Source organism: Sporosarcina sp. SAFN-015 (genome assembly GCF_059415085.1).
Map to the genome: position 1 here is coordinate 1 of NZ_JBPFDR010000002.1, position 17941 is coordinate 17941.

Here is a 17941-nt window from a genome sequence, read left to right on the forward strand (position 1 = left end):
GCCAGGATCAAACTCTCCATAATAGAGAAATTCGAGTAGCTCGAGTTTCTTGCTGGCATCATTTAAGATGTCAATTTCGAATCCGAAGATTCGTTTTGTCTTTTCACCGACAAAGTCGGCTGCAAGACTTTATTTGTTGACGTTTTGCTGTTCAGTTTTCAAGGTTCATTGCGCGCCGCTTCGTCAGAAGCAACTCTTATATAATACCATCTTTGCAATTCCTTTGTCAACAACCTTTTTCAAAAAGTTTTAAGCTGTTTTGAAGTAGTTATTCACTTACCGGAAATGCAACGTTATTTACTATACCAGCATATTGTTTTGATTGCAATATCTTTTTAAACTTTTTTGCTCATTGCCTGAAAAACAAAGCCGCTGTTGAATTATATAAGAGCGGCTTTGGTTTATTCATTCAATGATCTTTGAAATAGCTATTCCGCGAAGAGCTGTCAAATCGATAATAACTCCGTCTGACTCCTTTTTAATCATAGGACGCAAAGGATTATCCCGGTGGATGAACATGATTTCGCCCACTTCCCCATCTGTCAGCTTCACTCGTGTTCCTATTGATAGATTGCCGACAAGTTTAAGAAGCGCTTCCACCACCTTGATGTCGAATTTGCCAAACTCTTCTTCTTTGATCATTTCAATCACTTTGTACGGTGAATGTTTTACTCTATATAATCTTTCCGACGTCATTGCATGGAAAACATCCGCCACGGCGAGTATTTGTGAGAAAATCGAAATGGTACCCATTTTTTCACCCCGAGGATACCCGCTTCCATCAAGACGTTCATGGTGTTGAAGGATTGCAAGTTTCATATCCTGCCTTAGCAAAGGGGTGTCTTGTATCATTTTCACACTGAACAATGTGTGCTTTTTCACTTCATTGTATTCTTCTTTCGTTAGAAAAGCTGTCTTTTCCAAAATGGTAGGTGAAACCTTGGACATGCCGCAATCCGCTAATACCCCCGCCAGTCCAAGCTGCAGCGCATCTCCTTTATCGTATCCCATTTGACTGCTGACTGCTGCCGCAAGAATACCGACAGCGACCGAATGATGATAGATGTATTCCTCAGGGTTGGAGAAGTCATTTAACAATGTAAGCATTTGTTTTTGCCTGATGAATTTTTCGAGCAATGGCAGGATGATTGTCCTTACTTTTGGAACATCTGGACGTTGACCCGATCGCCAATGACCAAATTCCCTCTTGTAACTCTTAACCGCTTCGTTATATTCCTTGCGAAGCTGATACATGCTTACTGGAATATTATCCAGTACCTCCTCTGCATTCATGGAAGGTGCTATCTCCGATTCAGGGATATCCTTCTGTGTGACTCTCTCTTCAACCTTTATGCGTTTCACTCCGAATGCATGTAATACTTCAATATGTTCCAATGAAATTTCTGTATCCTTGCGCATAATTGGATACATCGTCTTGCCATAAACATCCTCTTTAAGCAAAATTCCTGCACGGAGCTCACTGATCGTTTTATATACTTCCATATCTACGATGTCACCACTTTCCGATCATCTCTTAAGAACTATCATACTGCAAATTTTCAAAATAGACGACAAAAAAAGTTATTGAGTGGCATTTAGCCACCTCAATAACTTTTCAAATCAATCCTCTTCAGGCTCTTCTATATAGTCTGTTTCTATTTCGTTTTCCATATTTACTTCAGAGCTACTATCGATTTCGTCGCTTTCTTCATGCTCTTCGTGTTCCTTCTCGACTTTTGCAACTGTCGCGACAAGCTCGTCTTCTCCAAGACGGATCAGACGGACGCCTTGCGTACTGCGGCCGATTGAGGAGATATCTTCAATATCCATTCGAATAAGGATGCCGTGGATAGTGATCAGCATAAGGTCTTCAGAACCATCAACGGTTTTCATTGCTACAAGCTGACCGTTCCGCTCAGTCACATTCAACGTCTTCAATCCATATCCGCCACGAGACTGGATACGATATTCATGTTCCGGCGTCCGTTTTCCGAACCCTTTTTCAGTGACAACAAGAATTTCATCGCCTTCCGATACAGTATCCATACCGACAGCAATATCTCCTGCACGTAATCGAATTCCACGTACGCCGCTTGCTACACGGCCCATCGTGCGGATATCGCGCTCGTCAAATTTGATAAGCATTCCATCACGCGTACCGATTGCAATATTCTGTTCACCATTTGTCATTTTCACGCCGATCAATTCATCATCACCGCGTAATGTCAGAGCAATCAGCCCGTTAGAACGGATATTAGCAAAATCGGCAACCGATGTACGCTTAACAATGCCACCGCGCGTTGCGAAGAAGAGATACTTATCTTCCTCGAATTTCTCGACCGGAATCATCGCTGTAACTTTTTCATCTTTTTCGACATCCAATAGATTAATGATTGGAAGCCCTTTTGCCGTTCGGCTGAATTCCGGAACTTCATATCCTTTTTTACGGAATACCCTTCCGCGGCTCGTAAAGAAGAGGATCGTATCATGTGTCGAGGTGTTCAACAAATGCTCGACAAAGTCGTCGTCATTCGTACCCATGCCTTGTATGCCTCGGCCTCCTCGACGTTGACTCCGATACGTGTTTGCAGGAAGGCGTTTAATATAGCCGTTATGCGTCAACGTAAGAACCGAGTTTTCAACCGGGATAAGATCTTCGTCCTCAAGCATTTCTGCGCCGCCGCTTCCGATTTCAGTCCTGCGATCATCGGCGAAACGATGCTTCACTTCAAGTAATTCTTCCCGAATGATATCGACCACTTTTTCCTCGTCTGCAAGAATTGCTCGCAACTCGGAAATCAATACGAGCAGCTCTTGGTATTCGTTCTCGATCTTATCGCGTTCCAATCCAGTTAGACGTTGGAGACGCATGTCAAGAATCGCCTGGGATTGTCTTTCAGTCAAGCTGAAACGTTCCATCAAACCAGTTTTCGCTTCATCAGTCGTCTTTGAGCCTCGGATCAAAGCGATAATTTCATCGATATGATCGAGTGCAATCCGCAGACCTTCCAAAATGTGCGCTCGATCTTCCGCTTTGTTCAACTCGTATTGAGTACGTCTGCGGATGACTACTTTCTGATGCTCTAAATAATGATAAAGAATTTCTTTAAGTGATAATATTTTCGGCTGCCCGTCGACGAGCGCAAGCATGTTGATACCGAAGCTCGATTGCAATGCCGTATGCTTATAAAGGTTATTCAACAAAACGTGTGCATTTGCGTCTCTACGCACTTCGATAACGATACGCATGCCCGTCCGGTCGGATTCGTCTGCCAAATGCGTGACGCCTTCAATCCTCTTATCACGGACGAGCTCGGCAATCTTCTCGATAAGCCGGGCTTTGTTTACCTGGTAAGGCAGCTCGGTCACGATGATTGTTTCTTTACCGTTCGACTGCTGTTCGATCTCCACTTTACCTCTGATAATAATTGAACCGCGACCAGTTTCATAAGCCCTTCTGATGCCGCTTCTTCCAAGGATGATGCCGCCAGTCGGAAAATCTGGTCCTGGAATAATTTCCATCAGTTCCTCAGTAGTGATTGCCGGATTATCCGCCATCGCCAATACACCGTCAATCGTTTCGCCTAAATGATGCGGCGGAATGTTCGTAGCCATTCCGACCGCAATACCCGACGTGCCGTTTACAAGCAAATTCGGGAAACGGCTAGGAAGAACAATCGGTTCTTTCTCCTGGCCATCATAGTTATCTTGATAATCAATCGTGTCTTTATTAATGTCACGCAGTAATTCCATGGCGATGCGGGACATTCTCGATTCCGTATAACGCATCGCTGCAGCCGCATCTCCATCGACAGAACCGAAGTTCCCATGACCATCGACGAGCATATAACGATAATTGAAATCCTGCGCCATCCTTACCATCGTGTCATAAACAGCACTGTCGCCATGTGGGTGATACTTACCGATAACATCCCCGACGATACGAGCTGATTTCTTATGTGGTTTATCCGCAGTATTTCCAAGATCCTGCATCGCATATAGAATACGGCGGTGAACTGGCTTCAACCCATCCCTCACGTCAGGCAATGCCCGGGAGACGATAACACTCATCGCATAGTCAAGAAAGGATGTCTTCATCTCCGTACTGATGTTAATGCCTTGAACACCACGTTTTGGCATATCTGCCATATTGTCAAACTCCTTTCAACTCAGGCGCTTTTCACGAACAGCCTGTCAACTGAACAAAGCCCCGTCTGTTGCAGGTCCATGTTCTATATCTATTTCCTAGTATTGAATAAATCAAGTATCCAGATTTTTTACATACATCGCGTTTTCTTCGATGAATTTACGCCGAGGTTCAACTTCATCACCCATCAATTGCTCAAACGTCAAGTCTGCTTCGAAAGCATCCTCGAGATGCACTTGTAGGAGTGTCCGCTGTTCCGGGTCCATTGTCGTCTCCCATAGTTGGGTGGCGTCCATCTCTCCTAGACCTTTATAGCGTGTAATGACCGGCTTCGGAATGGAAGAGAGTCGATCCAGAATTGCTTGCAGCTCCACTTCGTCGAAACAGTATTCTTCATGCTTGCCTTGTTTGACCCGATAAAGCGGCGGTTGTGCGATGTAAACATAGCCAGCCTCGATCAAAGGCCGCATGAAACGGAAGAAGAATGTCAATAATAACGTTCGAATATGTGCTCCATCGACGTCGGCATCCGTCATGATGACGATTTTATGATAACGTGCCTTCGAAAGATCGAACTCATCCCCGATGCCTGTACCGAGTGCAGTAATCATCGTCCTAATTTCAGCATTGCCTAAAATCCGGTCCAGTCTTGCCTTTTCAACGTTCAGGATTTTACCTCTCAAAGGCAGGATCGCCTGGAAATGACGGTCACGACCGCTTTTCGCAGAACCGCCCGCCGAATCACCTTCAACGATATACAACTCGCTGATTGCAGGGTTACGTGAAGAGCAGTCCGCCAGCTTTCCGGGAAGGCTTGATACTTCCAATGCCGATTTTCGTCTTGTCAGCTCACGGGCATTCTTTGCAGCAAGCCGTGCTCTTGCAGCCATGAGACTTTTATCGATAATTAGGCGTGCAGTGTTCGGATTTTCCAATAGAAAGCGTTGGAAACCTTCCGAGAACAAGGCATTTGTAATTGTACTCACTTCAGAGTTTCCAAGTTTCGTTTTAGTCTGTCCTTCGAACTGTGGATCTGGATGCTTAATCGATATGATTGCGGTCAAGCCTTCGCGGACATCGTCGCCTGAAAGGTTTGGATCTGATTCTTTCAACAATCCATTTTTCCTTGCGTAATCGTTGACGACGCGTGTCAGTGCCGTTTTAAAGCCCGACTCATGCGTCCCGCCCTCATACGTATTGATATTATTGGCAAACGATAAAAGGTTTTCAGCATAACCGCTATTGTATTGCATTGCAATTTCAATAGAGATGCCGTCCTTTTCGCCCTCTATGAAAATCGGTTCCTCGTGGATCGGTTCCTTGTTTTGATTCAAATGTTCAACATACGATTTAATTCCACCTTCGTAGTGGAATGTATCCGTTCGTTCCTCTTCCCCACGCTCATCTGTAATAGTGATGCGCAGTCCTCTATTCAAATAGGCAAGCTCACGCAGGCGATGGGCTAAAATTTCATATTCATAGACCGTTGTTTCAGTGAATATTTCCGGATCGGCTTTAAATCTTGTACGTGTACCTGTTGTATCGGTTGTTCCGATCACTTCAAGCTCATGTACGATAGCTCCTCTTTCAAAACGGATGAAATAAACCTTTTCATCCCGGCTCACATACACTTCAGTAGCTTCGGAAAGTGCATTCACGACAGAAGCACCAACACCGTGCAAACCGCCCGAAACCTTATATCCTCCGCCTCCGAATTTACCGCCGGCATGAAGAACCGTCATAATGACTTCAACGGCTGGTCTACCAGTCGACTCCTGGATTCCAACAGGGATGCCACGCCCATTATCGTCGACACGGATCCAGTTATCTTTTTCAATTGTTACTTCAATATGATCGCAATAGCCCGCCAAGGCTTCGTCGATACTATTGTCTACAATTTCCCATACGAGATGGTGAAGCCCTCGCGAACTTGTTGTACCGATGTACATGCCCGGACGTTTACGGACAGCTTCCAAGCCTTCAAGGACCTGTATCTGATTTGCATCATACGCTGTCTGCAATTCTTTTTCTTCCATAGCCAAAATGTTCACCTTTCCTTTCCGAACATCAATCTAAGCTTCTATTTCTGTTAAACAGGAGTGGTTTTAATTCCCTTTATCACTAACCGTACCCGCCGATACTTCATACAGCTCAGCTTCACGTATCGTTTCATGGTCGATTCCCGCTATATTCGTTGTTGTGACAAACGTCTGAACCTGACCTTGCATCGTGTTCAGCAAGTGTGACTGCCGGTAATCATCAAGCTCTGATAGAACATCATCCAAAAGAAGGACCGGAGTCTCGCCTACTTCCTGTTTAACGAGATCTATTTCCGCAAGTTTAAGGGACAGCGCAGTTGTCCTTTGCTGCCCTTGTGAACCGTATGTTTGGATATCATAGCCATTCACAAAAAAATGGAGATCGTCACGGTGCGGTCCGATCAGCGTCATACCACGTTCCAACTCACGACGTCTCACTTCGTGCAATTTTTGGCTGAGTATTTCTTCCATCTGTTCAGCAGTCTGCCCAGAATCCAACTCTTTTAAAGTCCCATACGTCACTTTTAGCTGCTCGATCCCTCTGGAAATCCCTTTATGGATCGGTTCTGCCCATTTCTGAAGCAATTCAACAAAATAAAACCTTTTCCGGATGATCTGAACAGCCAACTGTATATATTGTTCTGTGTAAATATCGAACATGACGTCCGTAAAATCCAATTTGCCGCGATGATCTTTGAGGATTGCGTTCCGTTGCTTTAAGACCTTTTGAAAAGTCAGCAGGTCATGGAGATAGACGGGGGAGATTTGTCCGATTTCCATGTCTAAAAATCTTCTTCGGACCTGTGGACTTCCCTTTACAAGATTTAAGTCCTCCGGAGCAAACATGACAACATTGAGTTGACCGATATACAGACTGAGGCGATTTTGTTCCAAATGATTAACTCGCGCCTTCTTGCCTTTTTTCGATATTGTCAATTCAAGGGGAAGACGTCCATATTTTCGTTGGATGTCCCCTTCTATTTTACCATACTCTTGTTCCCAACGTATAAGTTCACGATCGTTAGAGGTGCGATGCGATTTCGCCATCGATAAGACATAGATCGCCTCCATGATGTTCGTCTTTCCTTGTGCATTTTCTCCGATCAGAACATTGATATGCGGGGAAAAGGATAGCTCTAGAGAAGAGTAATTCCGATAATCTGTTAAAGCTATCCGTTCAATGTACATCCGATTGACCGTCTGTGGAAGTGGATATTTTGAATTTACCTGCCCCTGGAATGGTGACGATATCCCCGTCATAAAGCTTTTTGCCTCGTCTGCGGTCAACTTCGCCGTTTACGTAAACGGTATGTTCTTCCAAATACCATTTGGCCATGCCGCCGGAGCTTATGCAATTCGACATTTTCAGCAGTTGACCTAATGTGATGAATTCAGTATCGATTTTCATGAGTTCCATCCGCTTCAATCCTTCTTAAAGTAGTCTGTTCTTCTATTTTAGCGAACTTTCATCTGTAAGTAAAAATGTAAATGAAAAATAAAGAAACAGGCGAAGGAAAACGTTTTGAATTCCTTGCCTGCTGTGGATAGACAGTCCTGTAATTCTTAAAATGTCCTGACCGGTAAAATCAATTGTAAAATTGCGTCGCTATCCATTGATTTCAAGATGAACGGTCTCATCGCACCTGTGAAATGGATTGCGATATCCTGTCCTTCGATTGCTTTCAATGCATCCATCATATATTTTGCACTGAAGGAGATTTTTAACTCTTCTCCGTTCACATTAATCGCCTCGATCAATTCTTCTACCTTTCCAATTTCAGGAGAATTGGATGAAACTTCAATGACATCGCTGCCGTCTGCGGAAAATCGTACGATATTATTCCGATCTTCACGAGCTAACAGAGAAGCACGGTCAATCGCTTGTAATAGTTTACGGCCATTTACTTGTACAGTCGTTTTGTATTCGGAAGGGATCAATCTAGAAGTATCGGGATAATTCCCTTCTAAAAGCCGTGAATAAAACAGTACGTTCCTCGTTTTGAATAGTACTTGTTGATCTGCAATGACGATTTCGACAAGGTCTGAGTTATCCGGAAGGATTTTATTCAGCTCTTGAAGGCTTTTTCCAGGAATGACAACGCTGAACGGACTTTCTGGCATCATTTCAGGAACGATTTCTCTTCTTGCAAGTCGGTGACTATCTGTTGCTACACAGACGAGCTTCTCTTCATCAGTTTCCCAATGTACACCCGTCAGAATCGGACGTGTTTCTTGCTGGGATACGGCGAAAACAGTTTCCTTAATGATCGATTTCATCAAATCAGACGGTAAGGAGAAGCGATACTCGTCCTTTACGTTCGGGAGAACAGGATATTCATCCGAATTAGAACCGATTAAATGGAATTCGGATTTCCCTGATTGAATATGAGTTTGCATGTTTTCAACTTCAATCGTCACATCATTCGTCGGTAATTTCCGGACAATTTCACTAAAGACTTTTGCTTGGAGAATGATTGAACCTGATTCAATAACACGGATAATTTGCTCACCGTCTTGTTCAACTGGGATGAATGTGCAAATTGTTATATCTGAATCACTTCCAGTCATCGTCAAACCTTTTTCATTCACGTCAATTTTTACGCCGGTCAAAATGGGGTTGGCCACTTTTGAACTGATTGCTTTCATGACATCATTCAATCCTTCGAGCAACCAATCTCTCATTATTTCAAATTTCATTTTGCACCCTCGCTTATATATTAATTAGTTAAGTAATAAAGATAGTAATAGTAATAGGGGCTGTGGAAATGTGGATAAGCCCTGAAATCCTATATGTTAGAAAACAATTCACATGTGCATAATATGTGCACAGTTTGTTTCGATTTTATCGAGTTATACACATGTGGATTTATTAGCCTCGCCCTAGAATACTTTTAATATCTTGAATATCTTGCTGCAGATTTTGATCATCTTTCAGCTGCTTAGAGATTTTTTCATGTGCATGGATAACGGTCGAATGATCTCGCCCACCAAATTCGGAACCTATTTTCGGCAAAGAGGAATCCGTAAGTTCACGTGAAAGATACATGGCAATTTGACGAGGGAATGCGATCGCTCTCGTTCTTTTTTTAGCCGTGAAATCTTCCAGCCGTATATTGTAATGTTCCCCAACTGTTTTTTGGATATCCAATATGCTTACAGACCGCGGGCGGGAATTAGGGATGATGTCTTTCAATGCTTCCGCTGCAAGATCTGTCGTAATGTCCATATTGACGAGCGAAGAATAAGCCACGACGCGGATCAAGGCCCCTTCTAATTCACGTATATTCGTATCGATTTGATTAGCGATATAAAGCATGACTTCGTCAGATATATCGAGCAATCCATCGGCCTTCGCTTTTTTGCGCAAAATAGCTATACGCGTTTCTAGATCAGGCGGTGCGATATCCGTTATCAAACCCCATTCAAAACGGGATCTGAGGCGATCTTCTAATGTCGGTATTTCTTTTGGAGGTCGGTCGCTGGAGATAATGATCTGCTTTGATTCTTCATGCAGTGTATTGAATGTATGGAAAAATTCCTCTTGGGTCTGTTCTTTTCCGGCGATGAATTGAATATCGTCAATTAACAGGACATCTACGTTCCTATACTGATTTCTAAAATCGCCCGCTTTGTTATTCATAATCGAATTGATGAATTCATTCGTAAATTTCTCTGAAGATAAATAAACAACTTTGGAGGACGGGTCTTGCTCCATAATATAATGCCCGATTGCGTGCATGAGATGGGTTTTTCCAAGTCCCACTCCGCCGTATATGAATAAAGGGTTATATGACTTCGCTGGTGCTTCAGCTACAGCGAGTGATGCGGCGTGAGCAAACCTGTTGCCCGAACCGATGACAAATGTATCAAATGTATATTTTGGGTTCAACATGACAGATGCTGATTGGATAGCTGATTTGTCTGCCTGTTTAACTGCCGGTTTTGGGACTTGAAAATCTTTTTCTTCCATTTCCTTTGGAACGACGAAATGAATGAGTCGATCTTCCCCTGTCAATTCCGAGAGGATGCCTGTGATCAAGTGCACATAATGAGTCTCAAGCCAATCCTTCGCAAACGAATTTGGAACAGCAATCGTAACGTTCTCATCGCCGTAAGATATCAATTTTGTCGATATGAGCCAGGTTTCAAAACTGGGCCTTGAAATTTTATCTTCAATTTTCGACAAAACGTCGTTCCATAATTTTTCAAGCTGATCCACTCGTGGGCCTCCTTTACATAGAAAATAAAAAAACACAGGAATATGTATTATACACAGAATTCGCTTCTGTGGATAAGAAATATCCAAAAGTGTTGAAAAAATTATCCACAACCTATCAACAATTGTGGATAATAAAATGGGCTTTTTAATTTGTTAACAGCAAAATCCTCTATATTGTATCAAGAAACTATAAGAATGACAAGGGATTCTATGAGTTATTAACAGTAGCGGCAATTGTGGAGAATTACATTATCCACAGGCTTTTGTATGTGTAAAAGGTGTAGATAAGACCTGTGTATAAAAAAAACGGGAAAAATTTCTATGAACATATTATTGGTTTGTCGATTTTTGTAGTTGTGGATAATTTATTTTGTCGAATGATGAGGTAGAAATCTTAGTACAGTTTTGATCGTGAAAACTACTTGCAGAAAAAACGGTTGACATCTTCGTCTATGCCCTTTATACTGTTCAAGACTGTCAGATTGTAAAGGGACAATGCAGGAGGTGTCTTTGAAATGAAACGTACATTCCAACCAAATAAACGTAAACGTAGTAAAGTTCACGGCTTCCGTGCAAGAATGAGCTCAAAAAGCGGTCGTAAAGTTCTCGCTGCTCGTCGTCGCAAAGGAAGAAAAGTGCTTTCAGCATAAGACCACTGTACCCAGTGGTCTTTTTTTTTACTTATACTGATATATGTGGAATTAAATCTTATGTTGTAATGAATACTAATTTGTTGATTGAAGCGGAAGGCGGCGCCTGGATCGTACAAGTTATTGTCCAGCTCCAGGCGCTAGATGCTCAGGTCATAAGTCAAAACTGCTTCGTGGTACAAACCACCACTCCGCATCTTCGCCTTATGCCTGTCGCATCTGAGCAAGCGCCTTCCGCTTTTCGGTAGGAGGTGAAATGTTTGAAAAAACGGCAGCGGGTCAAAAAGAATGAAGACTTTCAAAAAGTGTTTAAAAAAGGCAAGTCCGTCGCGAATCGGCAATTTGTCGTCTATTCCTATAGGAAAGAAGAGCAACAGGAGTTCAGAATCGGATTATCTGTCGGTAAGAAATTAGGAAATGCGGTGACGCGTAACCGCATTAAACGATTTATCCGACAAGCTTTTCTGGAAATGAAGGACGAGCTAAAAAATGATCGTGACTATGTTATTATCGCCAGACATCAGGCGGCCACACTTGATTTCCATGAAACGAAAAAAAGCTTGCAGCACGTGTTAAGAATTGCAAAAGCGTTCAAATCGAAATAAGAAAGGGCCGTAATTGAGTAAGAAGTAGAACGGAATAAATGTTCATGATAAACTGAAATCATCGATATTTCATAGAAACAGATTTGGGGGAACCGATTTGAAAAAAAGAGCCACGTTATTACTTATGCTGACCGTATTGTCAGTATTCCTAGCCGGATGTTCGGAATTCAATCAACCGATATATGAAACGAGTGAAGGTTTTTGGAATAAATACATCGTTTGGCCAATAGTATCCTTGATTGTCACATTCAAAGACCTATTGGGGACATACGGATTAGGAATCATCGCCGTTACAATCATCATCAGACTTATCTTGCTTCCATTAATGATTAAGCAAGCTCAAAATTCGAAACGGATGCAGCAGATGCAGCCGATCTTGAACGGTTTGAAAGAGAAATACAAATCGAAAGATGCTGTAACGCAACAAAAATATCGTGAAGAAATGCAAAGAGTGATGACGGAGCAGAAGATCAATCCCGCTGCAGGATGTCTGCCAGTTTTGATTCAAATGCCTATCATCATCGGCCTTTACCATGCAATTAGCAGGATGAATGCCACGCCTGAAATCGAAATTGGAAAATTCCTTTGGTTCGAACTTGCAACGCCAAGCATTACGCTAGCAATTGTCGCTGGTCTCATGCAGTTCCTCGTATTGCGGACAGGTCCTGCGATGGACAATCCACAAATGAAAGTAATGATGTACATCATGCCATTTATGATCATTATTTTCGGTACATTCCTACCAGCAGCACTAGCACTTTATTGGGTTATCGGTAATATCATTTCAATTATCCAGAATATCTTCATTTACAAACCATTTAAGAAGAAAGAAGTGGAACCTGTAAAAGTAGGAGGGAAAAGGAAATGAATAAGATAACGCGAAAAGGGGCGACAGTGGAGGCAGCAATTGCAGCAGCCTTACAAGAGCTCAATGTCACGCGTAATGAAGTCGATATTGAAATATTGGACAATGGGAAAAAGGGTTTTCTCGGATTCGGTGCAAGGGAAGCCGAAGTAACCGTCTCCTTAAAGGAAATGGTTAAGCAGGAAATGAATGAACTTGAAGAGGAAAAGGAAATAGTTCAGAAAGAAAAAACAGAGCCGTCTATTGAAGAAGAATCGGTTGAAATCCCTGTCGAGCCAGCAGTGCAAATTGTTGAAGTGGAGACTGACAATGCTGCGGTTTCAGACGAGAGGGCAATCAACGAAACAAAAGCCTATATTACGGAAATTGCGAAGACGATGGGCATCGACGATCTAGTCGTCAATCATGAAATGGACGGGAAGTATCTTTCATTCCAGCTGGAAAGTGAAAAAGCTGCTTTCCTGATCGGCAAACGCGGTCAAACATTGAACGCATTACAGCAGCTCGCACAGTTAGTTGCCAATAAAACATCTGAGCAATTCAAGGTCGTTCGTCTAGATGTAGGCGATTATCGTGAGCGCCGTGAACAATCATTGGAGCAATTTGCAGAACGGATGGCCGACCAAGCCGTTCGAAATGGAAGAAAAGTTCAACTTGAACCGATGCCTTCGTATGAAAGGAAAGTCATTCATAATGCATTATCGAACCGATTGGACATTGAAACGTATTCGGAAGGTACGGATCCGAATCGTTATCTTGTTATCGAGCCGATTAGTTAATTTGGAAACCTCGTGAGATGATCACGGGGTTTTTATTTGTGTTGAATTAAAACTTATCCACATTTTTTAATCCCACAACTATGAGAGTGACTGGATATGTGATATTATATATTGTCAGATAGTCAAGTCAAAACAGGTTATCCACATGTGGGTAACCGATGTAGGAAGGTGAAGAGTTTGCATTATGATACAATAGCCGCCATTTCAACTCCAATGGGGGAAGGGGCTATCGCCATCGTCCGGCTTAGTGGAGATGAGGCTATCGGCATTGCAGATCGAATTTTTCGTTCTCCGTCAGGTAAAAAACTCGCGGATGAACAATCACATACAATCCATTATGGGCATTTGACAGATCCGTCTACCGAGGAAATTGTCGAGGAAGTCATGGTATCTATCATGAGAGCTCCGAAAACATTTACCCGTGAAGACGTTGTCGAAGTGAATTGCCACGGCGGCGTGGTGGCAGTGAACCGTGTCCTCAACCTAGTGTTGAAAGAAGGAGCTCGCCTTGCGGAACCGGGCGAGTTTTCAAAGCGTGCATTTTTAAATGGACGCATCGATTTATCACAGGCGGAAGCAGTCATGGACCTCATTCGTGCAAAAACGGACAGAGCGATGAATGTCGCCTTGAATCAAATGGAAGGAAAGCTTTCCAGGCTAATCGGTGAATTGCGGCAAGCACTTCTAGAAACATTGGCACAAGTAGAAGTGAACATCGATTATCCAGAATATGACGACGTCGAAGAAGTAACCATTCCTCTTATGATTGAAAAGGGAACGTGGGTGAAGGAAGAAATCGAGAAGCTGCTGCGTACTTCATCCCAAGGAAAAATTCTTCGTGAAGGATTATCGACAGTTATCGTCGGTCGACCGAATGTCGGAAAATCTTCATTGCTGAACAGCCTTGTTCAGGAGAATAAAGCAATTGTCACTGACATCGCAGGCACAACCCGTGATATTATTGAGGAATACGTTAATGTAAGAGGAGTACCGTTGCGTCTCGTAGATACGGCAGGTATCCGGGAGACGGAGGATATCGTCGAGCGGATCGGGGTGGAGAGATCCCGCCAAGTCTTAAAAGAAGCAGATCTCATCTTACTTGTCCTGAACAGCTCTGAGCCTCTCACAGAAGAGGATATCCGGCTTTTCGAAGCGACCGAGGGAATGGACATCATCGTTGTCATTAACAAAACTGACCTGCCTCAGAAAATCGATATGCAGCAAGTAGCAGAATTGGCTGGGAAAGGTTCAATTGTCACGACATCTATCCTGAAAGAGGAAGGTATCGACGAATTGGAAGAAGCAATCGCCAAACTATTCTTCGAAGGAACACTCGAAGCGGGTGATTTGACGTACGTGTCCAATGCAAGGCATATCGCATTGCTTCACAAAGCGCATAAATCAATTCAGGACGCCTTGTCAGCTGCAGAGGGCGGAGTGCCTGTCGACATGATTCAAATCGACGTCACGCGCACATGGGAGCTCCTAGGCGAAATCGTAGGCGACACCGTCCAAGACAGCCTCATCAACCAGCTATTCTCCCAATTCTGTCTAGGGAAATAATCTAATTAGTCATGTGATTACTACCGGATTGAAGCGCAAGGCGGCAAAGTGCAAAGATGTGCTCTCAACGCTTCGCTTTTGTTCGCAAAAGCCGTTCTTTGTTACGGCTTTTCCTGGGGGATTAGCGGGACAAGTAAGACCCCGCAGTGTCGCGTAGCGACCGAGGAGGCTTACTGCCCGCCCCCCGGAAAGCGTCCGCCTGAAGCGTAAATCCGATTTTATACTCATTTTTTTATACAAAGCAACACCATTCATAAAATAGGAAGGATGAACGAACATGCCACAATTTGAAGCAGGCACGTTCGATTGTATAGTCATCGGAGCAGGCCATGCCGGCGTCGAAGCCGCATTAGCTTCTGCAAAGATGGGTGCATCGACATTGGTGCTAACAATGAATCTTGACATGATCGCTTTCATGCCATGCAATCCGTCACTCGGAGGTCCTGCAAAAGGGATTGTCGTCCGCGAAATTGACGCACTAGGCGGAGCAATGGGGAAAGTAATCGACAAAACACATATCCAAATGCGGATGTTGAATACAGGGAAAGGACCAGCCGTCCGTGCGCTACGTGCACAAGCGGATAAAGTCCTCTACCAACAAGAAATGAAACGCGTCCTTGAAGAACAGGAAAACTTGACGCTCCATCAAGGGGTTGTAGAAGAGTTGATCGTCGAAGACGGTGAAGTAAAAGGACTCATCACGCAAATCGGGGCTGTTTACCGTGCAAAATCGATCATCATTACGACAGGAACTTTCCTTCGTGGAGAAGTCATCATCGGCGACTTGAAATATTCAAGCGGTCCGAACAACCAAATGCCGGCAATCAAACTTGCTGAAAATCTGCAAGAACTCGGATTGGAAACAGTACGCTTCAAAACCGGTACACCTCCGCGTATCAACGGAAATACAATCGACTACAGCAAAACGGAAATTCAACCAGGTGATGACGTACCTCGTGCATTTAGCTACGAAACTACGCAATTCATCATGGACCAACTTCCTTGCTGGTTAACATATACAACACCGAGAACGCATGAAATCATCAATGAAAACCTACACCTCTCTCCGATGTATTCAGGGATGATCAAAGGGAAGGGGCCGACCTATTGTCCTTCAATCGAGGACAAGATCGTCCGTTTTGCGGATAAGTCCCGTCATCAGATATTCTTGGAGCCTGAAGGCCGCAATACGAAAGAATATTACGTTCAAGGACTTTCAACTAGCTTGCCTGAACATGTTCAACGGAAACTGATTGAAAGCGTTCCAGGGCTAGAGAAAGCGGAAATGATGCGTGCGGGATATGCTATCGAGTATGATGCAATTATTCCAACGCAGCTTTGGCCGACGCTCGAAACAAAAAAAATCAAAAATCTATACACAGCTGGTCAAATCAACGGAACATCCGGCTATGAAGAAGCAGCTGCACAAGGCATCATGGCCGGCATTAATGCGGCGAGCAAAGTACTTGGCAAAGAAGAAGTCGTATTGGGAAGATCGGATGCTTATATCGGCGTTCTGATTGATGACCTCGTAACGAAAGGAACGAGCGAACCATATCGTCTACTCACGTCTAGAGCGGAATACCGTCTCTTGCTGCGCCATGACAATGCGGATATGCGTCTCACGGAAATCGGGTACAAACTTGGAATGATCAGTGCAGAGCGTCACGAGAAATTCCTTCTTAAAAAACAGCAAATCGAAGAGGAAATTGAACGACTTCGAAAAGTGACGATCAAACCGAGTGAAGCAGTACAAGAAATTATCCGCGAATCCGGCGGTACAGAGCTTCGCGAGCCAATGAAAGCGGCGGATCTGCTAAAACGTCCGGAAATGAAGTATGAACAAATCATTACTGTTGTGCCTGCTGAGGAAGAAAAGTCGGAAGAAGTGGCGGAGCAAGTCGAAATCTTCATCAAATATGAAGGTTATATCGAAAAATCGATGCAGCAAGTGGAACGCATGAAAAAGATGGAGAACAAAAAAATACCTGAGAACATTGATTACAATGCTATTACAGGCATCGCCAAAGAGGCGAAAGCAAATCTCTCCGCTGTCAGACCGTTATCCATTGCGCAAGCATCAAGGATTTCCGGTGTAAACCCAGCAGATATATCAATTTTGCTCGTTTATATCGAGCAAGGGAAAATTGCAAAAATTACTGGTTAACATTATGTGACTGATGTGGGATAAGTCCGCATCAGTCTTTTTTTAGAAGGAGGATCCAAGGTGAACGAAGAACAATTTATCGAAGCATTGAAAGAGCAGGGAATAAGTCTCTCGGATCATCAGCTTCATCAATTCGGAAAATATTTCCAAATGTTAGTTGAGTGGAATGAAAAAATGAATTTAACGGCAATAACGGATGCACCATCTGTTTATCTAAAACATTTTTATGATTCCATCACTGCAGCGTTTTACACAGATTTGACAGGAAATAAGTCTATTTGTGATGTAGGGGCAGGAGCAGGATTTCCGAGTATTCCTTTAAAAATCTGCTTCCCGGATGTAACCGTTACGATTGTAGACTCTCTAAACAAAAGAATTACCTTTTTGACTGAACTCGCTAAAGAACTTGAACTTGATAATGTACATTTCATTCATTCAAGAGCAGAAGATTTCGGTCAAAATCCGAAATACCGTGAGCAATTTGATATTGTAACTGCCCGCGCCGTTGCCCGTTTATCTGTCCTTTCGGAACTTTGTCTGCCTCTTGTGAAAGAGGGAGGAATTTTCATATCCATGAAAGGTGCAGCTGCGGAAGAGGAATTGCAAGACGCAAAAAAAGCAATCAATATACTTGGAGCTGAACTCGTCGAGAAATTTTCTTTTAGTTTACCTATGGAGGAAAGTGAAAGAAATATATTCATTTTGAATAAAGTGAAAAAAACACCTAAGAAATACCCTCGAAAGCCCGGCATCCCAAATAAAACACCACTTAAATAATTGTTTCACGTGAAACAATATCTCATTATCCTGATTTTTGGTTCAAAGGAGATTGGAAGGCAGGTGCTCTTTTAAACATTGCACCTGTCTTTACACAACCTTTTTATTACAGAGACTAGTAATATAAGTT

General features: G+C 43.2%; 14 protein-coding genes. 7 read left to right on the top strand and 7 right to left on the bottom strand.

Annotated elements, in window-relative coordinates:
* Positions 1 to 405 precede the first annotated feature (405 nt).
* From ACR65H_RS02995 to dnaA, 7 genes are all read right to left on the bottom strand, one after another.
* On the bottom strand, positions 406 to 1503 hold the full coding sequence (locus ACR65H_RS02995; protein ID WP_440498590.1) for an HD-GYP domain-containing protein: 1098 nt from the start codon (positions 1501 to 1503) through the stop codon (positions 406 to 408).
* A gap of 117 nt (positions 1504 to 1620) precedes the next feature.
* Entirely contained in the window at positions 1621 to 4149 is a 2529-nt protein-coding gene (gene gyrA, locus ACR65H_RS03000) for a DNA gyrase subunit A (RefSeq protein ID WP_440498591.1), read from the bottom strand.
* Positions 4150 to 4260: 111 nt separating this feature from the next.
* On the bottom strand, positions 4261 to 6183 hold the full coding sequence (gyrB, locus tag ACR65H_RS03005; protein ID WP_440498592.1) for a DNA topoisomerase (ATP-hydrolyzing) subunit B: 1923 nt from the start codon (positions 6181 to 6183) through the stop codon (positions 4261 to 4263).
* A 69-nt stretch (positions 6184 to 6252) separates the two neighbouring features.
* Complete coding sequence (recF, locus tag ACR65H_RS03010) at positions 6253 to 7374, bottom strand: DNA replication/repair protein RecF (protein WP_440498593.1); 1122 nt, start codon at positions 7372 to 7374, stop codon at positions 6253 to 6255.
* Positions 7364 to 7603 carry a S4 domain-containing protein YaaA gene (yaaA, locus tag ACR65H_RS03015; RefSeq protein WP_440498594.1) on the bottom strand — a complete coding sequence of 80 codons (240 nt, stop codon included), beginning with the start codon at positions 7601 to 7603 and terminating at the stop codon, positions 7364 to 7366. The genes recF and yaaA overlap by 11 nt, the downstream gene beginning before the upstream one ends.
* A 146-nt stretch (positions 7604 to 7749) precedes the next feature.
* On the bottom strand, positions 7750 to 8883 hold the full coding sequence (dnaN, locus tag ACR65H_RS03020; protein ID WP_440498595.1) for a DNA polymerase III subunit beta: 1134 nt from the start codon (positions 8881 to 8883) through the stop codon (positions 7750 to 7752).
* A gap of 172 nt (positions 8884 to 9055) precedes the next feature.
* Positions 9056 to 10405, bottom strand: coding sequence for a chromosomal replication initiator protein DnaA (dnaA, locus tag ACR65H_RS03025; RefSeq protein WP_440498596.1), 1350 nt, complete (start codon positions 10403 to 10405; stop codon positions 9056 to 9058).
* Positions 10406 to 10920: 515 nt separating this feature from the next.
* Between dnaA and rpmH the strand changes: the two genes are divergently transcribed.
* From rpmH to rsmG, 7 genes are all read left to right on the top strand, one after another.
* The gene (gene rpmH, locus ACR65H_RS03030; protein WP_224654211.1) at positions 10921 to 11055 is read left to right on the top strand and encodes a 50S ribosomal protein L34; all 135 of its coding nucleotides are present in this window, start codon (positions 10921 to 10923) and stop codon (positions 11053 to 11055) included.
* A 260-nt stretch (positions 11056 to 11315) separates the two neighbouring features.
* Positions 11316 to 11660, top strand: coding sequence for a ribonuclease P protein component (gene rnpA / locus ACR65H_RS03035; RefSeq protein ID WP_440498597.1), 345 nt, complete (start codon positions 11316 to 11318; stop codon positions 11658 to 11660).
* Between the two features lie 97 nt (positions 11661 to 11757).
* Complete coding sequence (yidC, locus tag ACR65H_RS03040) at positions 11758 to 12528, top strand: membrane protein insertase YidC (RefSeq protein ID WP_440498598.1); 771 nt, start codon at positions 11758 to 11760, stop codon at positions 12526 to 12528.
* Positions 12525 to 13304 (top strand): RNA-binding cell elongation regulator Jag/EloR, encoded by a 780-nt coding sequence (gene jag / locus ACR65H_RS03045; protein ID WP_440498599.1) that lies wholly within the window; start codon positions 12525 to 12527, stop codon positions 13302 to 13304. The genes yidC and jag overlap by 4 nt, the downstream gene beginning before the upstream one ends.
* 177 nt (positions 13305 to 13481) lie before the next feature.
* A complete protein-coding gene (mnmE, locus tag ACR65H_RS03050) occupies positions 13482 to 14867 on the top strand; it encodes a tRNA uridine-5-carboxymethylaminomethyl(34) synthesis GTPase MnmE (RefSeq protein WP_440498600.1) in 1386 nt (461 codons plus the stop codon).
* A 277-nt stretch (positions 14868 to 15144) separates the two neighbouring features.
* Positions 15145 to 17034, top strand: a complete 1890-nt coding sequence (gene mnmG, locus ACR65H_RS03055) for a tRNA uridine-5-carboxymethylaminomethyl(34) synthesis enzyme MnmG (protein WP_440498601.1) — start codon at positions 15145 to 15147, stop codon at positions 17032 to 17034.
* Positions 17035 to 17094: 60 nt separating this feature from the next.
* Positions 17095 to 17811, top strand: coding sequence for a 16S rRNA (guanine(527)-N(7))-methyltransferase RsmG (gene rsmG / locus ACR65H_RS03060; RefSeq protein WP_440498602.1), 717 nt, complete (start codon positions 17095 to 17097; stop codon positions 17809 to 17811).
* The last annotated feature ends 130 nt before the right edge of the window (positions 17812 to 17941 follow it).